At 58.0% G+C, this 24,222-nt stretch carries 20 protein-coding genes; 5 read left to right on the top strand and 15 right to left on the bottom strand.

Annotation, left to right across the window (positions count from 1 at the left end; all coding sequences use genetic code 11):
* The gene (locus AC0V60_RS14045; RefSeq protein WP_486179058.1) at nt 1-1,185 is read left to right on the top strand and encodes a serine hydrolase domain-containing protein; all 1,185 of its coding nucleotides are present in this window, start codon (nt 1-3) and stop codon (nt 1,183-1,185) included.
* On the opposite strand, the gene AC0V60_RS14040 is transcribed toward AC0V60_RS14045, so the two are convergent.
* From AC0V60_RS14040 to AC0V60_RS14010, 7 genes are all read right to left on the bottom strand, one after another.
* Entirely contained in the window at nt 1,168-2,262 is a 1,095-nt protein-coding gene (locus AC0V60_RS14040) for a glutathione S-transferase family protein (protein ID WP_486179057.1), read from the bottom strand. The genes AC0V60_RS14045 and AC0V60_RS14040 overlap by 18 nt on opposite strands.
* A 30-nt stretch (nt 2,263-2,292) precedes the next feature.
* On the bottom strand, nt 2,293-3,768 hold the full coding sequence (locus AC0V60_RS14035; RefSeq protein WP_486179056.1) for an ATP-binding protein: 1,476 nt from the start codon (nt 3,766-3,768) through the stop codon (nt 2,293-2,295).
* Nucleotides 3,765-4,508: a response regulator gene (locus tag AC0V60_RS14030; RefSeq protein ID WP_486179055.1), complete on the bottom strand. Its 744-nt coding sequence runs from the start codon at nt 4,506-4,508 to the stop codon at nt 3,765-3,767. Before AC0V60_RS14030 ends, AC0V60_RS14035 begins: the two co-directional genes overlap by 4 nt.
* A gap of 144 nt (nt 4,509-4,652) precedes the next feature.
* The gene (locus AC0V60_RS14025) at nt 4,653-5,294 is read right to left on the bottom strand and encodes an EF-hand domain-containing protein (RefSeq protein ID WP_486179054.1); all 642 of its coding nucleotides are present in this window, start codon (nt 5,292-5,294) and stop codon (nt 4,653-4,655) included.
* A 317-nt stretch (nt 5,295-5,611) separates the two neighbouring features.
* Complete coding sequence (locus AC0V60_RS14020) at nt 5,612-6,007, bottom strand: cupin domain-containing protein (protein WP_486179053.1); 396 nt, start codon at nt 6,005-6,007, stop codon at nt 5,612-5,614.
* Nucleotides 6,004-6,405, bottom strand: a complete 402-nt coding sequence (locus AC0V60_RS14015) for a VOC family protein (RefSeq protein ID WP_486179052.1) — start codon at nt 6,403-6,405, stop codon at nt 6,004-6,006. Before AC0V60_RS14015 ends, AC0V60_RS14020 begins: the two co-directional genes overlap by 4 nt.
* 107 nt (nt 6,406-6,512) lie before the next feature.
* On the bottom strand, nt 6,513-8,327 hold the full coding sequence (locus AC0V60_RS14010; protein WP_486179051.1) for an aminopeptidase P family protein: 1,815 nt from the start codon (nt 8,325-8,327) through the stop codon (nt 6,513-6,515).
* 107 nt (nt 8,328-8,434) lie between these two features.
* Here AC0V60_RS14010 and AC0V60_RS14005 point away from each other — a divergent pair, with 107 nt between their 5' ends.
* A complete protein-coding gene (locus tag AC0V60_RS14005) occupies nt 8,435-10,624 on the top strand; it encodes a S9 family peptidase (protein WP_486179050.1) in 2,190 nt (729 codons plus the stop codon).
* Nucleotides 10,625-10,657: 33 nt separating this feature from the next.
* On the top strand, nt 10,658-11,059 hold the full coding sequence (locus AC0V60_RS14000) for an acyl-CoA thioesterase (RefSeq protein WP_486179049.1): 402 nt from the start codon (nt 10,658-10,660) through the stop codon (nt 11,057-11,059).
* Here AC0V60_RS14000 and AC0V60_RS13995 read toward each other — a convergent pair.
* From AC0V60_RS13995 to AC0V60_RS13975, 5 genes are all read right to left on the bottom strand, one after another.
* Nucleotides 11,048-11,872, bottom strand: a complete 825-nt coding sequence (locus tag AC0V60_RS13995) for a GGDEF domain-containing protein (RefSeq protein WP_486179048.1) — start codon at nt 11,870-11,872, stop codon at nt 11,048-11,050. The two genes, AC0V60_RS14000 and AC0V60_RS13995, sit on opposite strands and share 12 nt — an antisense overlap.
* Before the next feature lie 138 nt (nt 11,873-12,010).
* Nucleotides 12,011-12,820, bottom strand: a complete 810-nt coding sequence (locus tag AC0V60_RS13990; RefSeq protein WP_486179047.1) for a nucleotidyltransferase family protein — start codon at nt 12,818-12,820, stop codon at nt 12,011-12,013.
* Nucleotides 12,821-12,836: 16 nt separating this feature from the next.
* Nucleotides 12,837-14,255 (bottom strand): MmgE/PrpD family protein, encoded by a 1,419-nt coding sequence (locus tag AC0V60_RS13985; RefSeq protein ID WP_486179046.1) that lies wholly within the window; start codon nt 14,253-14,255, stop codon nt 12,837-12,839.
* Nucleotides 14,256-14,267: 12 nt separating this feature from the next.
* Nucleotides 14,268-16,673, bottom strand: coding sequence for an FtsK/SpoIIIE family DNA translocase (locus AC0V60_RS13980; RefSeq protein ID WP_486179045.1), 2,406 nt, complete (start codon nt 16,671-16,673; stop codon nt 14,268-14,270).
* 188 nt (nt 16,674-16,861) lie between these two features.
* Nucleotides 16,862-17,395: a thiamine phosphate synthase gene (locus AC0V60_RS13975; protein WP_486179044.1), complete on the bottom strand. Its 534-nt coding sequence runs from the start codon at nt 17,393-17,395 to the stop codon at nt 16,862-16,864.
* Between the two features lie 23 nt (nt 17,396-17,418).
* Here AC0V60_RS13975 and AC0V60_RS13970 point away from each other — a divergent pair, with 23 nt between their 5' ends.
* Both AC0V60_RS13970 and AC0V60_RS13965 read left to right on the top strand, forming a co-directional pair.
* A complete protein-coding gene (locus AC0V60_RS13970) occupies nt 17,419-18,081 on the top strand; it encodes a YggS family pyridoxal phosphate-dependent enzyme (RefSeq protein WP_486179043.1) in 663 nt (220 codons plus the stop codon).
* Nucleotides 18,078-18,530, top strand: coding sequence for a hypothetical protein (locus tag AC0V60_RS13965; protein WP_486179042.1), 453 nt, complete (start codon nt 18,078-18,080; stop codon nt 18,528-18,530). Before AC0V60_RS13970 ends, AC0V60_RS13965 begins: the two co-directional genes overlap by 4 nt.
* Nucleotides 18,531-18,593: 63 nt before the next feature.
* On the opposite strand, the gene AC0V60_RS13960 is transcribed toward AC0V60_RS13965, so the two are convergent.
* From AC0V60_RS13960 to AC0V60_RS13950, 3 genes are all read right to left on the bottom strand, one after another.
* Nucleotides 18,594-20,447 (bottom strand): TonB-dependent receptor domain-containing protein, encoded by a 1,854-nt coding sequence (locus AC0V60_RS13960; RefSeq protein ID WP_486179041.1) that lies wholly within the window; start codon nt 20,445-20,447, stop codon nt 18,594-18,596.
* Nucleotides 20,375-21,322 carry a TonB-dependent receptor plug domain-containing protein gene (locus AC0V60_RS13955; protein ID WP_486179040.1) on the bottom strand — a complete coding sequence of 316 codons (948 nt, stop codon included), beginning with the start codon at nt 21,320-21,322 and terminating at the stop codon, nt 20,375-20,377. Before AC0V60_RS13955 ends, AC0V60_RS13960 begins: the two co-directional genes overlap by 73 nt.
* A 112-nt stretch (nt 21,323-21,434) precedes the next feature.
* The gene (locus AC0V60_RS13950; protein ID WP_486179039.1) at nt 21,435-24,209 is read right to left on the bottom strand and encodes a [protein-PII] uridylyltransferase; all 2,775 of its coding nucleotides are present in this window, start codon (nt 24,207-24,209) and stop codon (nt 21,435-21,437) included.
* Nucleotides 24,210-24,222 lie beyond the last annotated feature (13 nt).

The raw sequence follows: 24,222 nt of genomic DNA, 5'->3' as shown, positions 1-24,222 counted from the left end.
ATGCTGAAACGACTGTTATCTGCGCTTGGCTGCGGCGTTTTGCTTGGGTCCTGCAGCCCCGGTGAGCAAACGCCCGAGCCTGCCACTGTCGTTGTCGCTTTTGACCGCGAGACCGCCGACCTTCTCGTCACCGAGGGAGTAGCCGACCGGGAAACCGGTCGCCGCGTGGCTCCCAATGATCCAGTGCGGATTGCCAGCATTTCAAAGCTCATCATGGGGCTTGCAACCATGCGCCTTGCTGAAGAGGGCGTGGTTGATCTGAATACCGATGTGTCTGAATATCTCGGGTACTCCCTTCGCTCACCCGAATTTCCTGAAATACCGGTCACTTTGGCGCAGCTCCTCTCGCACCGTTCGGGCCTTCGCGACGCAGGCGGATATGTGATACCGCTTGGTGAAAGCCTGCAAGAACAACTCGAAAACCCAGACAGCTGGTACGCCGATGCCGCGCCGGGAGAGGCCCCGTTTGAATATGCCAATATCGGCTCACCAGTGGTCGCCAGCGTTCTCGAGGCGGCCAGCGGCGAGCGGTATGATGCGCTGCTCAACCGGCTCGTGTTTGAGCCGCTCGGCATTGAAGCCTGCGTTAATTGGATCGGCTGCTCTAACGATATGGCCGCGCGCGCCGTCATCCTCTACCGCGACACGGGCGAAGTGGCGCGCGATGATCCCGCAGACCTCCCGCCCAATTGCACCGTGCCGGTCGCAGACGGGACGGAATGTTCACTGGAAAGCTATGTGCCCGGCACCAATGCCAGCGTGTTCAGCCCGCAGGGCGGTGTTCGCATCGGCATGGTGGACCTTGCCAAGATCGGACAGGCGCTGGTGCGAGAATCTGACGGTTTTCTGTCGTCAGGATCATTGAAAGCAATGTTCGCCTCCGCTGATCCGCAGATCGAAGGCCAAGAGTTTTTCTGCGGCTATGGCCTGCATTTGCAAGCTTTAGAAACGCCCGGACGGACCTGCACCGACGCACTCTTTAAGGACGGCGTCAAACGCTATGGTCATGCAGGCGAGGCTTACGGCCTTCGTTCAGGGCTCTGGTTCGATCCGGTAAGCGGCAAGGGTCTCGCATATTTCACCACCGCGGTGCCGCCGCGTCAAAGCGCTGAGGACGAAGGCGGGTTTGACCCAAGAGAGTTGGCTCTGATTGAGCGGGCTCAGGAGTTACTTGCCGAGCGGTGAGTGGAATAGACGAAAATCTTCAAAGTTCAGCCGGCAGGGCAGCTCGAATGACAGAACCGCTTCGCCTCCACATGCCTTCAGTATAGCTTTTGCCTCCTCGCGCGCCCCGCCGGTTAGCGTTGCAAGGTAATCAAGCGCACGCTGAAACATCCATAGGCTAAAGGGCAATGCGGCTCTCTGCCCTGTCACACCTTCAACCGAAAAATCGACCAGACCCAAAGCGCGCGGCACTTCGGTATTGGGATTGGTGGACGCCCAAGCCTCTAAAAGCTGCGCCACCCTTGCAAGATAAGGAAGCTGCTCTGTCATCATCCGGCGCAAAATGGGCAAGAGCGTTTCTGGAACTTCGTCACCCGGCAGAAAGTCACCGGACAAAACATCAGGTGCAATCATCCGCTCAACCCAGCGCGCCACATTGGGCGCGAGCCGTTTCATTATCTCACCGCTTTTGGGATCACGGTAATTATGCGCGTAAAGCGGGCCAATCAGGCCATAGTCGCCAATACTTGGCCGCGATCCGAAGAGAAAATCGTGAGCGGCAAAATGCTGGTCCAGGTCATGCAGCAGCGCCTCGTAGGAGGCCTCGACAGCAGGGATCGTCGTCTCATTGATGCCGAGCATAGGCACAAAGCCTTTGAACATGCTCCCACGTTTCTTGCCTGCCTCATATTGCTCAGCCAGGCTCCCATCAGGCAGCGCCGTTTTGCCGAATTCTGAGTAGATCCATTCCTCATTATAGTGCCAGCGATAATGCATGGCAGGAATAACCAGCCACTCATCTCCAAAACACTCAAGCAGGAGCGCGACCAATCGTTGACGCGGGCTTGCGGGATAGACTGAGGGGCCAGTTGATTGGGCCTCAAAATGGTCGATGATAACGGTCGTGTCTTGAACAAGTGTGCCGTCGCTGAGCTCGACAACCGGGATCACTGGCCTACCAATAGCGGGGACTATCTTGGAGACAAAGGCGGGATCGCTCGGGAGTTTCTCGGTATAATCGATCCCCTTCCAATCGAGATAGCTGCGCGCTTTTCCTGAGAAAAGCGAAGGGGGCGCGCCAAACAGTGTAACGCTCATTCATGAGTCTCCTAGGCAGTGTTCGCAAAATTAGAGTGGTAGACGTATTTCGGCGCGAAGGCCGCCTTCGTTACGGTTCTCGATTACCAATGATCCCCCATGAGCCTCAGCGATAGCCCGCGCAAGTGTCAGACCGAGACCTGTCCCTCCGGTCGCCCGGTTGCGCGAGACCTCGCCTCTGGTGAAAGGCTCCATCATCTGCCCCAAGGCCTCCTGAGGAATGCCGGGGCCATTGTCTTCGACGCGCAAAATGGCATGGGTCTGGCTGCGCACCATGGATATCTGAGCCGACCCGCCATAGCGAACTGCATTGGACGTGAGATTGCGCAGCGCCCGCTTTACCCATGTAACCTGAACCTCGGCGACCAGCCTCTGCGGATCATTCATCGTCACAGGCTCGCCCAGATCCTCAAATTCTTCGACCACGCCTATGACAAGAGCGCCCAAATCCGCAGCCTCGGTCTCAAGAGTGTCTTTTCGGCCCATCCGGGCCAGCATAAGAATATCGTCGAGCGTCGCAGAAATATCCTCGATCGAGGCCGCCATCTTGGCGCGCTGTTCATTGTCGGCAACGCTCTCAGTGCGAACGCGAAGCGCGGCAAGCGGCGTTTTGAGGTCATGGCCAATCGCGCCCAGCATCACGTCTTTCTCGTCAAGCAGAGCGGCAATGCGAGCCTCCATCGCGTTGTGAGCAGCGATAAGGCGGCGGGTGTCATCGGGCCCCGTTTCCTCAAGCTCCACCACTTGATCAGGGTCGCGCGAAAAATCTGCCACGCGCGCTGTGAGTGCTGCCAAAGGCCGTGTGATCCTGCGGATAACAAAGAATAGAATGACAATGAGAAATCCAAAGGTCACCAGCGTCTGAAGAACGACTAGGCCAAGCCCGCCTTGAGGACGCCTCGGCGCAAAGAGCCTTACCGTCTCCCACTGGCTGTCTGGGGCTCGTTGAATGGTTGCCACGACCAGATCGCGGTCCTGCCACTGACGGTTTGCCGCCAATCTTGGGCGGCGCGCTGCAACGCGCCGAAGCAATGGATCATCGCCAGCACGAATTACGGTGACCGAAAGCGCAGTAGGAGTGACCCCCTCACCTTCAAGAACCTCGCCGAGCCTTTCGGCTAAATCCGGGCGGAGTGGAAAGTTCTGAGCCGCCAAAGGTTCGCGCGGCGTCATCATATAGCGAAGCCGCGGCGGCAGGCGGCCACGCCCGGCTTGCTCTGCCGCCAAGCCGCCCGCCTCGCGCAATCGGCGGCGCTGTTCTTGAAGACGCTGCCTCTCGGCCAGGTTTGCCTGCTGACCGTCCCCGCGCCCTAAACGCTCTGTGCGTTCTGCACGCTCTGCGCCATTAATGAGGCGGAATGCAGCGGTTGTGACTGCCGCATTCTCGCGTCGGTCCTCGCCTGCCCGAAAGAGCAGTGTCACCGAGATACCTTGCGAGATTAGGAGGGCAAGCGCGACGCTCACCATGACCTGACCCAGCAAGCTCGAGGGCAAAAAACGCTTCACGAAAGCTCAGTCCCCGGCGGAATGCGTTTGACACTTGCAGCAAAACGATAGCCGCCGCCGCGGACCGTTAAAATCAATTGCGGTGAGCTCGTATCTGCCTCAATTTTGCGGCGCAGGCGGCTCACTTGATTGTCGACAGCGCGGTCGAAAAGATTGGCGGTTCGTCCCTGCACGATGTCAAGCAGCAGATCGCGGTCCATCACCTGGCGCGGGGCGTCAAGAAAGGCTCTCAAAAGGCGAAATTCTGCGGTCGAGATGGGAACAGTGACACCTTCAGGATCGGTAAGCTTGCGTTTCAGCGGATCAAGCCGCCAACCATCAAAACTGTAGTGCCAATCCTCCATTTCGGCCTGCGGTGCGGCCGAGCGATCCACCCGGCGCAGCACTGTGCGAATACGCGCAACCAGCTCGCGCGGTTCAAAGGGTTTCACCACATAATCATCCGCGCCAAGCTCAAGCCCAAGAATTCGGTCCATCGCCTCAGCCTTAGCGGTGAGAAAGATCACGGGAAGGCCCTGTGTCTCGACCAAATGGCGGCACAGCGAAAGCCCGTCCTCGCCCGGCATCATTACGTCGAGCAGCACAAGATCGGGCCGCATCGCTGTCAGCTCTGAGCGCGCGGCAGAAGCGCTGTGCGCCTCGACCACTGAAAAGCCTTGACCTGAGAGATATTCCGCCAAGGGCTCACGCAAGGTGGCCTCGTCATCGACAAGCAGAATTATGGGCGCGTCTTGGGTCATAGGCGGTATCATTCATGAAATGTGTCGGCCCGGTGTGCAAGCCTTTGGGGAGTGCTTGCATCACCGGGCCGAATAGTTGGCAACCGCGAGAGGGACCAAGGAGGGGTAAGCAATTCTCGCGGGTGCCAACCTGTTCGAGGGGACTTACCGGGTGCCGCGCTGGCCCCTGCGCTCCTGACGGTGCTCCTGACGGCGCTCCTGCCGCTTGGCTTTGGCGGCTTCGCGCTCGGCAGCGGTGATTATGCCTGAGCCATCGGTGTCGGCGCGGGCAAAGCGCTGCTCAATGGCGGCATCGAATTCCGCTTTACTTACGGCAGAATCGCCATTGGTGTCTGCCCGCTCGATCATCCGCATCGCGCGGTCACCGCCGCGACCTCCTCGGCGCTCGGCACGTGCCTCGCGGCCTGCCGTCATTTCAGCTTGCGACAGACCGCCGCTGCCGTCTGTATCAAGACGTTCAAACATGCGTGCCTGGCGCTCAGCAGCGCGTTCTTCGCGAACGGCAGACAATTCCGCCGGGGTCACTTCGCCGTCGCCATTGGCATCAGCCTTGGCAAAGCGGGCCTCAGCGCGAGCGCCGCGATCTTCCATTGTAAGCTGACCGTCACCATTGGCGTCCATGCGGGCAAATCGCTTGTCGCCTTGCGCCTTCGCCTCGGCGATTGAGATTTCGCCATCGCCATTGGTATCAGCGCGCGCCATGCGGTCGCCCTTTTGGGCGTATGCGAGGCCTGCACCGCCCATGACGAGGGCAGCGGCTGTCAGTGAGAGGGTTAGTTTGCGCATTATACGCTCCTTTCTAGGGGTTTACTGTTCACTTCACTACGAAGCTGCGGCGAGGCATCCCACAATACCCAAACCTTTTGCAGGCTCTGGGTGCCCAGTGAGACTAAACCGCTGACCGGTCCCTTTTGTTTGCACCCAAACGGGTGATCGGGGTTCAAAAGGGCCGGAGCCAGTTGTTTGCTCCTCACCGCAACTCACAGATACCTTTCTAGAGGCCCAGTGTCGCAGGAGTATGCCGGATCACGGGCAAAGTGTCGCGGTTTGTATCAATAAGGCAGCCGCGTTCAGAAAGCCGAAAGATGGGAGGCTCACCGGGGCTATCTCGGGCGGTGCTCTGTGCCTTCGCCTGCTGTTATGAAAATTGCTGTCGCGCTCTCTTCGACATCAGCGATATGCCAAACCCCGCGCGGGTTGATGGCAAATTCGCCAGCCTCAAGCGCAGTGGTCTTTTGCGAGCCGTCGGGAAATTCCTGTGTGAGAACCATCGCGCCTGCAGTGCAAACGACGACTTCCTCGCCTTTGGGATGCATTTCCCAGCTGTCCCATCCTTCGGTAAAAGTATGCTGAGAAACGAGCCTGCCTTCTGCACCATCATTCCCGTGGCGTGCTCCATATCCTGCGTACCATTCCATTCCATCGAACGGAGGCTGGGGAACGGCGGTTGCCCCGCACCCCAGGTGGAGGAAAGTGTCGCTGAGTTTGGGCGCGCTCACGATTGCGGCTCTGATGAAGAAGGCGGCGTCATGCAGAAGACATTGAGCTTATTTCCATCCAGATCGCGGAAATAGCCTGCGTAAAAACCATCTTCACCGCGCGGACCCGGCTCGCCTTCATCGCTTGCGCCATTGGCCATGGCGACATCATAGACCGCTTTGACTTTGTCAGGGCTGTCGACTTGCAGGGCAACCATAGTGCCATTGCCGACACTCGCCGCATCTCCGTCGAAGGGTTTGGTCGCCGCAATGCCAGCGGTTCCGTCTTCAAAATTGCCCCAAGCGATAAATTCGCCCTCTTCCATCATGCGGCCATAACCCATGGCTTTGGCCACTTCGTCGTAGAATGCCGAGGCCTTGCCCAAGTCATTGGTGCCAAGCGTTACATAGCCGATCATGATCGTTCTCCCTTTTGCCGAGCGCCTCCATCGCGACTCGAGATAGTGAGAACATTAAAGGAACATGTACACTCATGCAACGGCCCGGGCCGCCCGCGAGCCCAATTCTAAAGTGCAGCTGTCTCTCGCTCCACCCACGCCAAGTCTTCGCTTTCAAGCTGCGGAGCCAAAAGAGCGCGGGTTTTGGCGTGGTAGTCATCCACCCAAGCGATCTCGCTTGTCGTAAGAAGGCTCGTGTCGATCAAACGCCTGTCCAGCGGCACCCATGTGAGGCACTCAAAGCCAAGATAGCGGCCTTCCGCGCCCTCGATGTCACGCTCAACTGTCAGAACAAGGTTCTCAATCCGAATGCCAAACGCGTCCTGCTTGTAATAGCCGGGTTCGTTGGAGAAAATCATACCAGCGTGTATTTCTTGAGACGTGCCAGCCTGGCCTCCAGAGGGCTTTGCGATGCGCTGTGGCCCTTCGTGGACCGAAAGGAAACTGCCGACACCGTGGCCTGTGCCGTGCGCATAGTCGACGCCTGCTTCCCAGAGGTACTGGCGCGCGAGAACGTCGATCTGGCCGCCATTGGTGCCTTGCGGGAAGATCGCCCGATCAATCTGGATATGGCCTTTGAGAACGCGGGTGAAGCGGTCGCGCATTTCGCTCGTTGGCTCGGAACCCTCGGGCGTGTCGATCCATATGGTGCGAGTGATGTCGGTGGTGCCGTCTTCATACTGACCGCCGGAATCGACAAGATAGATCGAGCCGGGGGGCACGGGGATATTGGTTTCTCCATCGACCTTATAATGGGGGAGCGCGGCATGTCCGGCGGCTGCCGAAATCGAGGGGAAGGAGAGATCACGCAAAGTGCACGCTTCGCGCCGGAAACCTTCCAGTTTGGCGGCAGCCGAGAGTTCATCCACAGTGCCGCCGGGGGCGGTGACTTCCATCCAGCGCAGGAAGCGTGCGACCGCAGCACCATCGCGGGCTTGTGCGTCTTGGTGTCCCTTTATCTCGACCGGGTTTTTGATCGCCTTGGGCAGGATTGTTGGGTCTTGGCGAAAGGTAAAATTCGCCCCGCCTGCCCGAAGAGCCTGAGCAATGCCGACCACGCCGTAATTGGGGTCCACGCTCACTCGCTTGCCGGAGAATTCACCCAGCGCAGATGTGAACTCAGAGCGATCCCGGACTGTGACCGCATTGCCCAGATGCTGGGTTAGCTCGCTCGTCACCTTTTCAGGCGCGATGAACAGCTCCGCCGTCCCGTCCTTGTGAGCGATCACATAGGACAGCGCGACCGGCGTGTTGTCAACATCCGAGCCGCGAATATTGAGCAGCCACGCAATCGAATCGAGCGCGGTGATGACGGTTGCATCCAGCTCCTCATCGCACAAATAATCGGCAACTTCGGCACGCTTGTCGGCTGAGCCTCGCCCGGTCAACTCGTCAGGCTGGATTACCGCAATCGCATCGGATGGAGCAGGTTGATCGGACCAGACGGCATCGAGCGGATTGCTGTCGGCTGGCACCATGCGCACGCCTGTGGGCTCCAGCGCTTTCTCTTGGGCGGCAACCCAGCCCCATGTGTGGAGCCAAGGGTCATAGGCGACCTTCGCGCCTTCCTCACACACATCGCCGAGCCATTCGCTCAAAGATTCGCTTGGAATACTGCGATATTCAAACAGCTTACCGTCTACTTGATCGCGCACTTGCACAGTGTAGCGCCCGTCCACGAAGATCGCCGCATGGGTGAGCGTCACGGCAGCAAACCCGGCAGACCCGCCAAACCCGGTGAGCCACTTAAGCCGCTGCGCATAATCGCCCACATATTCGCTCATATGTTCGTCACTGATAGGAATGACAAAACCATCAAGCTCGCGGCGTTTCAATTCCTCGCGCAGAGCCTTGAGGCGCGCTTCGTGAGTTTGCATCAGCATTATGTTTGATCCTTGCTTGCGCGTGTCGTGTGTCTCGTTAGATACCATGAGATAAGCTGCAACTCAGCACCTTTCCACCCAAGCGTTCGCAAAAGGGAATTCTCACAGTGTCGCAATCACGCATCACCATCCTTACATGCGCAGCGGCCTTGGCGGTTCTGCCTGCCCATATCGCATCAGCCAACACACAAGAGGAACGCGCAAACGTGTCAGTCACACCGCCAATCGCTGAAAAGCGCGAGCACAGCTACTCCCATCACGGGATCACAATCAGCGATCCTTATGACTGGCTCTACGACAAGTCCTATCCGACCATCGATGATGAGGACGTGCTCGATTATGTGAAGGCGGAGAACGCCTATTTCGAGGCGAAGATGGCGGGGCAAGAGGAAGTAACCGAGGCCCTCTTCACCGAAATGCGCGCGCGGATCAAAGAGGACGATTCCACCGTTCCTCAGCGCAATGGCGATTATATGTATTGGTCGGAGTTCGAAGAGGGCTCGCAGTACCGCAAACACTATCGCAAACCTGTCGGCGCTCCCGACGATGCTGAGCCGCAGCTGATCCTTGACCAGAATGAGCTTGCCGAGGGCCTTGAATATTTCCGTCTCGGCGCTCTCAGCGTGAGCAAGAACGGGCGCTATCTCGCCTATTCGACCGACACCAATGGGTCAGAGCGCTACACTGGACGGATCAAAGATCTGGAGACGGGCACGCTGCTAGCCGATGAGCTTACCGAGCTTCGCGGCGGTTTGACTTGGGCTGCGAATGACACCGCGCTTGTCTACACCCCTTCGACCGAGGAATGGCGCAGCCTCGAGATCAAGCTCCATACCATTGGCAACCCCAACGAGACCGACATCACGCTTTTCCTTGAAGAGGATCAAAGCTTTAGTGTCGGGGCAGGTCTTAGCGCGCAGGACGATTATCTGATCATCGCGAGCGGTGACAATGAAACGTCAGAAGTGCGGTTTGTTCCGGCTGCTACCCCGGCAGCTGGTCTCACGCTGGTCAAACCGCGCGAGAAAGGCACCGAGTACAACGTCGATATCCGTGATGGTGAACTGTGGGTGTGGACCAATGACGACCACATCAATTTCCGCCTCGCAAAGGCCGACATCGCCGCACCTGGCGAGTGGGAGACCGTCATCGCGGGCTCCAACGAGTTCTACCTCACCGATTTCGACTTGTTCGAAGGCTTTTTCGTCACCGAAGGGCGTTTGAACGGATTGGATCAGGTGCAAATCCGCCGCTACAACGCGCCGCTCGAGATTGAGCCAATTGCCTTTCCCGAAGCAAGCTATGACGCAGGCCTCGCTTACAATCCGGAATACGGTCAAACCGTACTGCGCCTCGCTTATGAGAGTATGGTGACGCCTGACACAGTTCTCGATTATGATGTGGCGACGAAAACGCTCACGACGCTGAAAACGCAGGAAATCCCGAGCGGCTACAACGCATTGCTCTACACCACTGAACGCGTCGAGATCGAAGCGCGCGATGGCACTATGGTCCCGGTCAGCATTGTGATGCGCAAGGACCGCGAGGAAATCCTCGCTAAGGCAGGCATCGAAGGTCCCGGCCCGCTGCATCTCTATGCTTATGGCGCTTACGGCTATGCCGTGCCGCCCGGCTTCTCGACCACGCGGCTAAGCCTCGTTGATCGCGGCTTTGCCTATGCGATTGCGCATATCAGAGGCGGCGATGACCTCGGGCGGCGCTGGTATCTGCAAGGCAAGATGTTTGAGCGCACCAATACCTTCAACGATTTCGTCGATGCTGGCCGGGGGCTGATCGCCAAGGGCTATACTGCCGAGGGCATGGTCACCGCCTCTGGCGGCTCAGCAGGCGGCGAGTTGATGGGCGCAATCATCAACCAAGACCCGTCGCAATATGGCGCCATCGTCAGCCATGTGCCCTTTGTCGATGTGCTGAATACGATGCTCAACAAGGACCTGCCACTGACCCCGGGTGAATGGCAGGAATGGGGCAATCCGATAACTAGCAAGGCTAGTTTCGCTTATATCCTCTCCTACTCACCCTATGACCAAGTCACTGCACAAGACTATCCGCCGATGCTGGTCACAGCGGGCCTCAACGACCCGCGCGTCACCTATTGGGAGCCTGCCAAATGGGTTGCCAAATTGCGCGACGTGAAAACCGATGACAATCTGCTACTGCTCAAAACCAATATGGGCGCAGGCCACGGCGGTCAGTCGGGCCGCTGGAACTCTTTGAAGGAAACGGCTGAAGAGTTCGCCTTTATTCTATGGCAGATGGGCATGGCGAGTGAGTAACCCTCATCCCCTCCGGCCAGCGTGAGGGGGACCATGGATAAGTTCACCCAAACCTTCACAGCAGAGCCGCATCACATTGATGAGCTTGGCCATGTGAACAATTCGGTCTGGGTAACGTGGGTTCAGGAAATGGCCACCGCGCATTGGTCTGCGGTGGCTGATCCTGCACATCAAGAGCAATTCTTCTGGGTCGTGATCCGCCATGAAATCGACTACCGCGGCAATATTGCGGCAGGAGAAAGCGCGAACGGCACAACCTACATTTCCGGAGATCCAAAAGGCGCAAAGTCCATCCGCATGGTCGAGTTTACTGACGCTGGCGGAAAGCTGCTCGTGACAGCGCAAACCACTTGGGCAATGCTCGATAGGGAAAGCGGGCGCTTAGCCCGTGTACGGCCCGAGGTTCTCGCGCCTTTTCGTCGCTCAGGCGGCTGACTTTTCAAGATCGCGCGTGGGGGGAGCGTCATTGATTAGCGTCAGGCGTTCAAAACATGTGCGATCGCGTCCGGACGATTTGGCATTGTCGAGCAGTTGGTCAGCGCGCGTGTAAAGCGCTGAGAAGCTCAGAACCTTGTGGCTGGCGCTCGGCAATTCGATCAGCCCCATGCTCGCTGTGACAGGCTCTTCAAGACAGGGCACTGCGCGCGCGATGCGTAAGGAGAGCGACTTTCGCAACGCTTCCGCGCGGTAATAGGCATCAACCCCGCGAAGGAGGATCACGAACTCCTCACCGCCCAGCCTCATAGCCAAATAGTCGCGCTGTTCTCCGCCTTTAAGCGCAGCCCCGCAAGCGACGAGGACCTCGTCTCCGACCTGATGGCCATAAAGGTCATTCACGGCCTTGAAATTGTCGAGGTCGATCAACGCAACAGTATCGAACCCTTGTCCTCGCAGGGTTTCGAAGCGTTCCTCCACAATGCGCCTGTTCAACAGCCCGGTAAGAGGGTCACGCTCCGCCGAAGCTTCAAGTGCTTTTGCTTGATGCAAGGCTGCGTCCCGCTGTTTGCGAAAGGTCCTGCTCCGCCGCGCCAGCGTGACGCTTACAGCGCTTAGCGCAATGACCCCGGCAACGAGCAATGCCACCAATATCACGCCGCTCATGCCCAGGCCAAAGGTCTGCGTCCATCCTTCAAAGGACCGTTCGAAACCGGACGCAGGCAGAAGCCCTGAGCATGAGGGCGCGGTACAGGATGCCCCATCAACTTGCGCATTTGCATGCGGAAGACCCAAAGGAGCGCCAAGAAACATGGCCGCACTCACTGCAGTGAAATAGAAAATAAGATGCCCCCCTTGCATGCACAGCGCTATAAAGGGCAATTAGTTACCGGATATTTAAGCAGAAGTACTGTTGAAGTAATTCTGGTCAATTATTTGCAAGCGACGCCACTAAGCAACTTCGCGGCGCCTCTTCAAAATATCATTGGTCCGAGTAAAATCACCAGGGTTATCAACATCAATCGGCGCGTCGGCAAATGGCATGCGCACCACCTGAACACTCACACCCCAACGCCGCGCCAAAAAATCGGCCATGCCATCCATGGTGGCGAGGCTGAATTTATACATGAGCATAAAGCGAAGGCCGAATGCTTTGAGAATACGGCGAGGTTGTTTGCCGAATTGCCCGCCTGTCTCGAAGACTTTGGCCGCTTTGATCGCGTTGGCAGAAGTGACCGCGTAGAGATTACAACTCGACCAGCCGCCGTCTTTAAGCTCATGAAAAGCGCGTTTGCCGTCTGGATATGCTTTGAGGATTGTTTCCGCCCGTGTCATCGCCACTGCTACCTCTGCTCCGCTCGCCAGGGTCTCCGCGCAGAAATGGTCGAACATCTCTGAGGTGTGGAGCGCGTTGTCGCCGGTGGAGACAACGAGGGGGTAGACACCCGGAATGGTGGCAGCGGCGTGCTCGATGCTGGCAAACAGATTCTCTCCAGCAGCAACGAACTTGAGGCGGCCTGCCTCCATCATATCGTTGAGGTAAGGCACGCCTCGCATCAGCTCCTCGCTCTCGATTGAAACGTAGATATCGCCTGCATGCGCGCTTTCAGCGATTTCGCGCACAACGCGCTGGAGCATGACTTCACCGTCGATGTCCACGAGGCACTTGTGGCTCACATTCTGGAGCTTTGCGACCGCATCCTGAGGCCCTGCGCGGCTGGCAGCGAGGACTAGGACGGTGACTTTACTCGTGGTGGCCATGGGTCGAACCTATCGGTTAGGATTGAAGCGCGTTTGCTGATTGAAGAGTGGCGGTCAATTGACGGGCGGGCTTTGCCGGGTCAAGCTCTGTGAGCTGTTTGATGAGAGGGGCCGCCTCAAAACCCGGCGATGCAGCGAGGCAAGTTTCGAGCTTTTGCCACAATTGCGCGTCGCTCATCGGGTGCGCTTTGCTGCCCACTGGCATCTTAAGCGCGGTTTGAACGAAGCGCCCGTTTTTGAGCGAGATGCGGACCTCGGTGGGAAACTCGCTCTCGAGCTTTTCGACATATTCCTTGGTGATAAGCGGCATCAACGCGCGGACTTGCGGCCGGTGGAGCGCTTGGGGATCATAATCGCCAAGGCCTACTTCGCCAGAATGCAGAGCAGCAGAAAGGCTATATTCAAGGCTGAACTTCGCCTCTGCCGGGGTTTGCGGGTTTTCGTGCATCAGATTGCGCAAGTGCGCTGCGGGGGCACGGACCAGGACGCTCTCAACTGCATCAGCTGTGATCCCGTGCTCGTCCATCAGACCTAGCAATCCATCAAGCGCGCGGTGGAGGCTCCCGCAATTAGGGAAGCGTTTGATTTTGAGGCTGTGCTCGGTGATGTGGAGCGGCGCGCCGACATTATCGGCGTCAAAACGCATGGTCTGGCCGTGCTCCGCCTTGCCCTCCATGCTCGTGGCGAGATCATCGACATCCTGCCCAACCATCAGCGTGCGAAGACCCGTTGGCCCGTCGAGCGTTTCGGCCCCTGCGGTGATCCCGCCTCGTGCCATAAGCGCCGCTTGCACGCCGCCGCTTGCCGCTAACCCTGCGTGGATCGGTTTTGTATCAGAGCCAAACTGGCTCATAAAACCGCCGGCAAGACTGGTCGAAAGCGAGATCGCGTGGGCTGATTGCTCTGCGTTAAGGCGCAGCATCCGCGCGCATCCAGCCGCCGCTCCTATAGCGCCCATAGTGCCAGTTGCGTGCCAGCCCCGGCTACGGTGAAACGGGTTTACCGCTTGTCCCACAAGTCCCATAATCTGGAGGCCAACGATGTATCCATCGAGCACATCGCCAATGGATGCATCTTCGCTATCGGCCAGCGCAAGCAGGGCAGGAATCAGCACTGCCGAAGCATGTGCCTTTGCGGGGTCAAAATTGTCGTCGAAATCGAGCGCGTGGGCGCAGGTTCCGTTAAAGAGAGCCGCGTTTGGCGCAGAGAGTGTTTGCGCCTTCGCAGTGGCCCTCGCCTCGCCGCTGCCCCAGCTTTGAACCACAGGCCACAGCTTGGATGGAGCGCTATCAGCAGCGCCCGGCACCATGCATGCGACCGTATCAATCAGCGACCGGCGTGCGGTGTGCAGCGCTTCATCGGGCCAATCTCGGGGCGTTTCAGCGACCCAAGCGGCAAACGCTTTAAGGGCAAAGGACGTTACGGTATTGGGCATATTCAAAGCCCTTTAGATCGGATTGCCGTCCTGGTCTCGGAAAATCTCGCGCCGGCCGACATGGTTGGCTGGACCCACTAGGCCTTCGCTCTCCATGCGCTCAATCCATTTGGCCGCCGTGTTATAGCCCACGCCCATCTGGCGCTGGAGCCATGATCCCGATGCTTTCTGGTTCTCGATCACGATCTGACAGGCTTGGCGATATTTGCGCTCTTCGGGGTTGTCTGACGCGGTCATGTCGTCTTCGAAATTGAGACCGCCGCCATCTTCGGGTTCTTCGGTGACGGCATCGACATATTCAGGGGCGCCCTGCTCGCGCCAGAAATCGGCGACCGCCTCAACCTCGTCGTCGCTAACGAAAGGCCCATGCACGCGCACTGTCGCGCCCGTGTTGGGCTTATACAGCATATCGCCTTTGCCAAGCAGCTGTTCAGAACCCTGCTCACCCAGAATGGTGCGGCTGTCGATGCGGCTGGTGACCTTAAAGCTGATCCGGGTCGGCAAGTTGGCTTTGATCACGCCGGTGATGACATCAACCGACGGACGCTGCGTCGCCATGATGAGGTGAATACCGGCAGCCCGCGATTTTTGGCTGAGACGCTGGATCAGGATCTCGATTTCTTTGCCCACCGTCACCATCAAATCGGCAAGTTCATCGACGATCAGAACAATCTGGGGCAGCGGCGCGTAATCGAGCTGTTCTTCTTCGTACAGCTGCTCGCCCGTATCCGGATCAAACCCCGTTTGCACACGGCGGCCGAGCGGTTTGCCCTTGGCAATCGCGCTGCGCACTTTCTCGTTAAAGCCGGAGAGGTTCCTCGAGTTGATTGAACTCATCATCCGATAGCGGCGCTCCATCTCCTCAACCGCCCATTTGAGTGCCCGCACCGATTTGTGCGGCTCTGTCACCACGGGGGAGAGAAGGTGCGGGATGTCGTCGTAGGTTTTGAGTTCCAAGACCTTAGGATCAATCAGGATCAGACGGCATTCGTCCGGTGTGAACCGGTAGAGAAGCGACATCAGAATACAGTTGAGGCCCACCGATTTACCCGAACCCGTCGTCCCTGCGACTAGCAAGTGAGGCATCGCGGCAAGGTCAGCAACAATCGGCTCGCCGGCGATATCCTTGCCCAGAATGATTGGCAGCGCGCCCTTATGATCGACAAAGTCAGCGCATTCGGCAAGCTCCTTCAAGGCTACCATCTGGCGGTCCTTATTGGGCAGTTCGATGCCCATCACGGTCTTGCCCGGAATGGGCGAGACGCGTGCGGAAATGGCGCTCATATTGCGAGCGATGTCTTCGGCAAGGCCCACAACGCGGCTTGCCTTAATGCCAGGAGCAGGCTCAAGCTCATACATAGTGACCACAGGGCCGGTGCGCACAGCTGTAATCTCGCCCTTGACGTTGAAATCGTCGAGCACGTTTTCGAGCAATCGCGCATTGCGCTCCAATGCCAGCTTATCAAGCTTGGGCGCATTATCCTCTGGCGGGTCACCGAGCAGATCAAGGCTCGGCAAGTTATAGGTCGCGAACATATCGCGCTGGTTCTTCTTGGCCGCCGGATTGGCGCGCTTGGGCGGTGCGGATGGATCGGTGATCTCCGGCGAGCGGCGCTGGACAGGCTCTTCCATGATCGGCGCATCGGGCTTGGCTGTGCGGCGCGATTTTGTTGCAGGCGCGGCGGTTTCATCGTCATCACCCGCATATGTGAGAGCGGGCTGTTGGTCTCTAAGGAACGGCAGGCGGGCGGTGATTGCGCTGCCAATCGAAGAGCTGCGCACGAAATTGGGCAGCGTCAAAAGTATTCGCCAATCAATCGCGAACACGCGCGTAAGCAATGCCGTGCCACCTGCAAGGCACATCAGCGCGGCCACAAGCGTTACCCAACCTGACGCCGCCTCTCCAAACCGGGAGGCAACCGCTTCGATGCCCGTCGCACCCAACAGGCCGGATACGCCTCCCAATTGCGCAGGAAGCGAGCCAGCGCTCGTATCAAAGGTCAGCGATAACACCGTCCCCAAGAGCACCATCGCCACCAGCAAAAGTCCGGCCGGAAGCCACCAGCGGGTGCGCTCGCCCTCTTGCGTGTCGAGTTCCACGGCGCGCCACAATCTGCGCGCTGAGATGTATAGAAGCGGTAAGAGCAATACACCGGTCAGTCCAAAGGCAAACAATACGCGGTCGGCGGCCCATGCGCCCCAGCTGCCCATCCAATTGCTGACCTGCGACGGATCGGCCGCGGTCGAAGGGCTCGGGTCAGTCTGGGTATAGCTTGCCAAAGCAAGCGCCAAAAACACCATGCCTGCCAACAGCACGCCCGCACCCGTCATCTGGGCTGCGCGCCGGATGGATCTGCGAAGGCCTATGCGCCAGTCTGCTTGTGCCTGCTTACGGGTGCTCACTGCTCGGGTCGCCATGGGGCGCTCTCTTCTTCACGGGGTTTGACGAGAACACACCATGAATCCTCACGCCGGTCCGGTCAAGGAAAGAGCGTTATTTCGAGGGTCTCCAGCGTTGGCATTCGCATCCGCTCATGTGGCTTTCCTCGCTGTGCTGCAGGCGGGCACATGAGGCTCTTGCCGCCCTCGCAGCCTTTCAAGCCGGTTTAACTCAGCCCATCAATTGCGGCCCATCGCTGCCATTGCAGGGTCCGGGCGCGGGGCTTTGTCATTCCGCCCAGCGCAATCACTGGTGCCCTCGAGTGCTTCGCCAACATCTGGAAACGCACCGGACCAAGCACTCCGCCGCCAGGGTGGGTACGGGTGGCGAAAACGGGGGAAAGGAGCACCGCATCGGCCCCCAACCGGTTCGCGAGCCCCACCTCAGCATGGTTATGGGCGGTTGCAAGATGCAGCAGCCCTTGGCGCCTTGGCCAAAGCGAGCGCGGGGAGCCATAGATGCCATCCGCGCCCCATTCCTTTGCCGTAAGAGCGCTGTCGGATAAGATCACCGTATGGCCGCATGCCTTAGCCACACGGCGGATCGCGCGAAACCGCTCCCAACGCTCAGGGTCGCTCAAATGATAGTGGCGATAGATAAACCCGCTTGCCCGCGGCAATCGCATCAAAGACCCTTCCAGCACCGCATCATTGCGCGCATCCGAAATCAGCCAGAGCATCGGGAGAGTTGAGTTTTGCACGAGCTCGCTATAGCGGCTCTCCCATGGAAAGTGCAGTTGATAAACTTGGGACCGTGCGCGAAAACATCGCCCGAATGTGCAAACCGTCGCGGCGTAAGGTCGAAGACGTGAACCTGATCGCTGTCAGCAAAACGCACCCGGCTGAACGTATCACTCCTCTGCTGGATGCAGGCCACCGCGCCTTTGGTGAAAACCGGGTGCAGGAGGCGCAAGCCAAGTGGCCAGAATTGCGCAAGCACTATTCCGATGTCGAATTGCACCTCATCGGCCAGCTTCAATCGAACAAAGCCGAGGAAGCAGTAGAACTTTTCGACGTCATCCACTCACTCGACCGGCCAAGCCTATTGAAAGCGCTTGCCAAGGCGATGGCCAAGTCCGGCAAGCGCGTGCCATGTTTCGTACAGGTCAATATCGGCGATGAGGAGCAAAAGGGCGGGTGCCCGATTGCTGATCTGCCCGCGTTTCTTGATAAAGTGCGCGAGGCGGATGTTCCGCTCGCAGGCCTGATGTGTCTGCCGCCTTCTGAAATCGAGCCAGCGCCATTCTTCGCATTCTTGGCGAAACTCGCAAAAGATAACGGCGTTGAAGGCCTCTCCATGGGCATGAGCGGCGACTATGAAACCGCAGTTCAGCTGGGGGCGTCCCATATTCGGGTAGGCACAGCATTGTTCGGCGGCCGCGGATGAGCGAAGGCCCGCAGGCTTTCATTGAGCGCTGGCAGCCGGTGCTCGAAAACGGGGCAATGGTGAAATTCGCATATGGCCCGCGCAGCGATGCAGGCGGCAACCATTGCAAGGTTGCAGACCAATTTGTGCAAACACTTGGCCTAAAGACGATTGGTTTTAATTGGGAGCTGCTCGATGCGGGGGCGGCTGAGGGGGATAAGCGTTCGGGCAAGGGGGAACTCGTCAAAGCCCTCACCGCTAACCTCGCCAACCCCAGCAGGCTATGGCTGAGCAAAGACACAGCGCAGGAATGTGCAGAAGAGTTCTTGGACCTGTTCGATCCAGCTAACCACTCACTTGTATCAAACCGATATAATGGCCTGTGGAACCCTATCGCTGGCGGGACAAGCGAATGGGGCTTCGTCGGCTTTGACGAAAAGCAGATCGTCCTACTTCTCCTCGCCGATTAAGCTCACAAAAAAGGGGCGCCCCGAAGGAAGCGCCCCCTGTTTGTCGTCCAATTGTCAGCGAGCTTAAAAGCCAGCCACAACGCCGATAGTGAACAATGTACCGCGCGGGTCGTGGACCCGGCTATCAAAGCCGCCATTGGTCGCAACGGTCGGCGCTGTCACACCGAACAGGTTACGCGCGCCAACTGTCAGCGTCAGTTGGTTATCCACCTCAAGATAGTCAGCGATATCGACCGAATATTGCGCATCCACGCGGAAGTCGCTTTCGATGGTCACGCCGCCGTTCTGATCATCGCTGTAGCTGTCGATGAAACGGCCAAAGAGGTTGAGGGCGTGTGGGCCAGTTTCAAACTGGAGCCCTGCGTTAAAGCGCAGCTCCGGGGTTGGAGACCCAAAGTTTGTGAAGTTGCGGTTGCCCGCGCCATCAATCTCAGGACCACCAGCGGTCGTTTGAAGGTCATAGGAAAACACGTAATTGCCTTCAAAGCTCGGCGTGATCGTGCCGAAGCTTGCATCAATGATATAGCGCACCGAGAAATCGATTCCTGATGTCTCCACGCTGGCTGCATTCACGAATGAGTTGTTGACCTGAATGATCGTACCAGCAGGGCTACGGATGATTGATGGACCGTCAGGGTCTGCGTCCACAATCGACTGAGGCGCGGTTTGCACAATCGCATCATCGAATTCAAAGTTGTAATAGTCTGCGCTCAGCTCGAGACCTGGCACCGGCTCAAACGTGAAGCCGAGGTTATAGGCAGTCGAGGTTTCCGGCGTCAGAGCAGCGTTGCCCAAAGCGCGCACCGCGACAAAGGCATTGGCGCCGCCATTGTTCGGGTCAGAGACCTGTTGCAGCGTGGTTGACTGGCCTTGCAATTGGAACGTCGAAGGCGCGCGGAACGAGGTCGAGAACGACCCGCGAAGCGACAACGTGTCGGTTGGACGAAGCAGCAGCGCGATTTTTGGATCGAGCGTGTCGCCGCCGTCTGCGCCGTAGTCTTCAAAACGAAGCGCAAGCTGTACCTCTGCCCATTCGGTGAGCGGCACGTTGGCTTCACCGAAGATCGCGTAAACGTCCTGCGTCCCTGCGAAGGGTTGTTCACCGATAAGGAAGGCAAAGCCATCATTGACCGCGATATCATCGAACGATGCAGAGATCTGCTGCTCACGATATTGCGCTCCAAGGGCTACACCCACGGGACCTGCAGGCAGTTCGAACAGCTCACCTGAAACAAAGCCTTCGACCACAAACAGCTCAGAGTCGCGGGTCGAGACCAGCGGTTCTACGATATATTCAAGCAGCGCCGCGTTATCACCCGGATCGCCAAGCAGAGCCGAGGAGAACGGGTTGAAGAATGTCCCGTCCGCCGGGATTGTCGCACCATTCGCCGTGAGGAACGGGTTGGACGCGGTACAATCAAGACCGGTCGCTGCGTTAAACGCAGGCACGGCATTGAACCCGCGAAGTGCGCAGGCAAATCGGTCGCGCACGGTGTCCTCGGTTTGGTTTTCGAAATCGTTCTCAGCATAGGTCGCGCTGATGTTCCAAAGACCGTTTTGAAGGAAGCCGTCAAAGTCGCCTTCGAGGGTGGTCGAGAAACGGAAAGTTTCTGAGCTGAACGGAGCTGGCGAGACTTCGCCGCCGTTGCCGCTTGCCCGGCCGAAAAAGACCACATTGGCCCCAAACGGGTTGTCCGGGTTGAACTCTGGCACCACGGCCTGACCCAGCTGCAAGAATGGGAAGGTTGGCGAGTTGCCGCGCAGAGCCGAGTTATCGGCATAGCCGACTTCAGCGCTCCAGCGGACCGCGCTGGAGATATCGAGATCAGCCGAGGCGAAGATTGTCAGACGCTCTTCTTCTGGCACGAGATTGAAGAACGTGCCGAAGTCAAAACCACAGAAACCAACGTCTGGCACGCCCGCCGGCGTCGCGGAAAGTACCCGGGGAAGCCGCCCGCTTGCGCGCATCCCGGATCAATCACTGGTGCGCTTGCTGGGAAACCGGGGACGCCGAAGAAGGCACCGGGATTACCAAGCGATGAGGTGTCATCAATAGGCTGGGACAAACGGCGCTCACTGGTGGTAAGCGCGCTCCGGTCTACATAGCTTACCGCCGCCATCAGGTTGAGGTCGCCGATATTGATGCCGCCAAGAGCTTGGACATTATACTCTGAGTAATTGCCCTCACTGAAATGATCAGTGAATTCGCCTGATATGGTAAAGCCCTCATAGTTTTCGCGGGTGATGAAATTCACAACACCTGCGACCGCGTCTGAACCATAGAGCGACGAGGCACCGTCTTTGAGAATCTCCACACGCTCAACCGCGATCAATGGAACAAGGGAAGAGGTGTCGACGAAGTTGATACCGTCATTGGTGGGCGCCGCTGAGAGCGTCTGACGCTTACCGTTCAGGAGGATCAAGGTCGATGCAACGCCGAGCCCTCGAAGGTTGATGTTCGAGGTGCCGGTGGTGCCGCCTTGTGTGAAGGCGTCGGGATTGTTTTGTGCGCCCGAGTTGATGGTCAGGGTCTGTGTGATCTCACCGATATTTTGCGCGCCAATATCCGAAATGGCCTCACTGCCAAGTGTTGCAAGCGGGGATGCAAGGTCGGCCTGTGATTGACGGCGAATACGCGAACCGGTCACGAGGATAGTGTTGCCCTCGTCCTGCGAGGCCGCGGCACTGTCATCAGTGGTCACATCAGCGTCTTGAGCAGAAGCAGCCGCGGGGGCCAAAACCATGCCGGCACCCAAAAGTGCCAACGCACGAAGCGAAGTAAAGGAACGCATAAATCTCTCTCCCTAGATTAGGTTCTGTTTCGAAAACCTATTTATGCAACTTATAACTTTTACAAGCCCTTTGGCGACGAAAAACATTATTAGAGCGTTGAGCGTTGCAAAATCACGCCTGTTCCAGCTCCAACTGCCGCTCATCGCTGGCCGCCTCCAGCAGTGTTGCTTCGATTTCAGCAAGGCGGTCAGGCAGTGTGATTTTTCCTCCGGTCAGGTCGGTCACATAGAATGTGTCGGCCGCACTCTCGCCGTAGGCTGTGATGTGCGCCGAATGGACGATCAGATTGCATCTGAACAAAGCATGCGCGAGCCGGTTGAGAAGAGCTGGCCTGTCCCGCGCATTGACTTCGATCACGGTGAAACGGTTCGAGGCTTTATTGTCGAAATTGACCGTGGGCGCGACAGCAAAGGTTTTAGAGCGCGAATGCTGAAGCGGGCGGGCGGCGAGTTTCGGTACGAGCTCAATCTTGGCAAGCAGAGCATCGCGAATACCCTTCTTGAGGCGCTCAATCTGACCGGCTTCGCGAAACGGAGCCTGGTTCAAATCCTGCACGAGGAAATTGTCGATCGCATAGCCATTGGTCGCGGTATGGATACGGGCATCAATTATGTTGCCCCCGGCCAAATGTATTCCGCCTGCAATACGGTAGAACAGTCCCGGATGGTCGCCTGCAATGACACTCACCAGAGTTGCGCCGCGCTCCTCATCGACCTCGCAGTGGATCGAGAGGTCTTCGTCTAATCGCCGGGCCTCTTCATATTGGATCAGGTTCTTCGCGATGATATCCTCAGGCTCGGCAATCCAATAGGCATCTGCAAGCAACTCGCCCACTTGCTCGGTCAGATAGCCCTTCGACGCCAGAATTTCGGCCACAGCCGCCTTGCGCGCGGCAACGCGCTCGGCGCGGCCAGTGCGCTTATGCCCCAAACGCAGGCGCTCTTGCGCAGCGTCATAAAGCTCACGCAGCAGCTGCCCTTTCCAGCTATTCCAAGTGCCAGGGCCAACCGCGCGGATATCCACACAGGTAAGTATGGAGAGATTACGCAGGCGCTCGACCGATTTCACTTCGCCCACAAAATCCTCGATAGTCTTAGGGTCCGTCAAATCGCGTTTTTGCGCGGTTGAACTCATCAAAAGATGCTGAAGGATCAGCCAAGACACAAGCTTGGTCTCTTTTTCATCAAGGCCAAATCGCGGGCACAGCTTGTGAGCAATCTCAGCGCCAATCACCGAGTGGTCACCCCCTCGCCCTTTACCGATATCGTGCAGCAGCACAGCAACATAAAGCGCGCGGCGCGATGCGATCTTATGGATCTGCTGGGTAGCGCGCGGATGGTCTGCTCTAAGCAAACCGCGCTCAATCTGGCTAAGCAGGCCGATGGCGCGAATGGTGTGCTCATCGACGGTGTAATGGTGATACATGTCGAACTGCATTTGAGCGTTCACACGGCCAAAATCTGGCACAAAACGCCCAAATACGCCCGCCTCATTCATCCACCGAAGAGCGCTCTCAGGGTCTTTGCGCCCTCCCAAAACTTCCAGAAATAGCGTGTTGGCGCGGGGGTCCCGTTTGACCGATTTGTCGATCAACTTCTGGTCGCGGTCTGCCTGGCGCATGGTCTCAGGATGAATCTCGAGACCTTGCGCCTCAGCGATCTGGAAAATCTCGATGAGGCGCACCGGGTCTTCTTTAAACCAGCCATCGCTTGGCGCTTTGATCCGGCCAGCCTCGATCACATAGCCTTTATGAATGCGCCGCTTTGCAGCGAAACCTGCAAAAAAGCCGCTGGCGACGCGCTTTTTGGCGAGCTTGGAATCCAGTTGCGACAGAAACACGCCGGTTAGATTGCCCACTCGTTTGGCTTGCAGGAAGTAGTATTGCATGAACCGCTCGACCGCGCTTTTGCCTGTGCGATCCGCAAAGTTCATCGCCTCTGCAACCTGCCTTTGAAGATCGAAGGTCAAGCGATCTTCGGCGCGCCCGGTTATCGAGTGCATGTGGCACCGCACGGCGAGAAGGAACCCTTCGGCCCGCCGGAAACTAGCGTATTCAGTCTTTGTGAAGAGGCCCACATCGACCAGCTGCGAAGCTGTTTCAACGCGGTGCACAAACTTGCCGATCCAATAGAGCGTCTGGAGATCGCGAAGGCCTCCCTTACCCTCTTTCACATTGGGTTCGACCACATAGCGGCTGTCGCCCATACGCTTGTGCCGGGCATTGCGTTCTTCGAGCTTAGCGCTGTGAAAGTCGCGTTCATTGCCGCGCACGACATCGGCCCAAAACCGTTGGCGCAGTTCTTCATAAACCCCTTGGTCGCCCCAAATCAGGCGCGATTCCAGGAGGGCCGTACGGATCGTCAGATCTTCCTTTGCCATACGCATAGTGTCGCCCACAGTGCGGCTGGAATGACCGACCTTAAGGCCCATATCCCACAGGAGATAGAGCATCGCCTCAATCACCTGCTCGCACCACGGTGCGCGCTTCATTGGGGTGATAAACGCGATATCGACGTCAGAATGCGGCGCCATCTCAGCGCGGCCATAACCGCCCACCGCCAGCACAGCGAGCCGCTCAGCCGTCGTCCGGTTGGCAACCGGGAACATGTGTTCCACCACATAATCGTGGATCACCCGAATGAGCTGATCGGTGAGAAAGGCATAGCCAAGCGTAATTTCATGGCCCGCCGACGGCCTTTCTTTAAGGCGCCGTTCGAGCTCTGTATGCCCAGCCTCTTGCGCCGCCTTCAGCTCTTTGAGCACCAGGGGACGGGCATTCTCGCCGTGTCCGGCAGCCAAATCATTCACCGCACCGCTAAGCGCTCGGCGATCAAGGATTGCCCTCTGGCGAGGGACGCGGCGGCTGGGTGAAGACCAGTCGGTCATTGCGTCCCTCTCA

The organism is Erythrobacter sp. S259, assembly GCF_057364965.1.
This window is presented reverse-complemented; position numbering and strand designations above follow the sequence as displayed.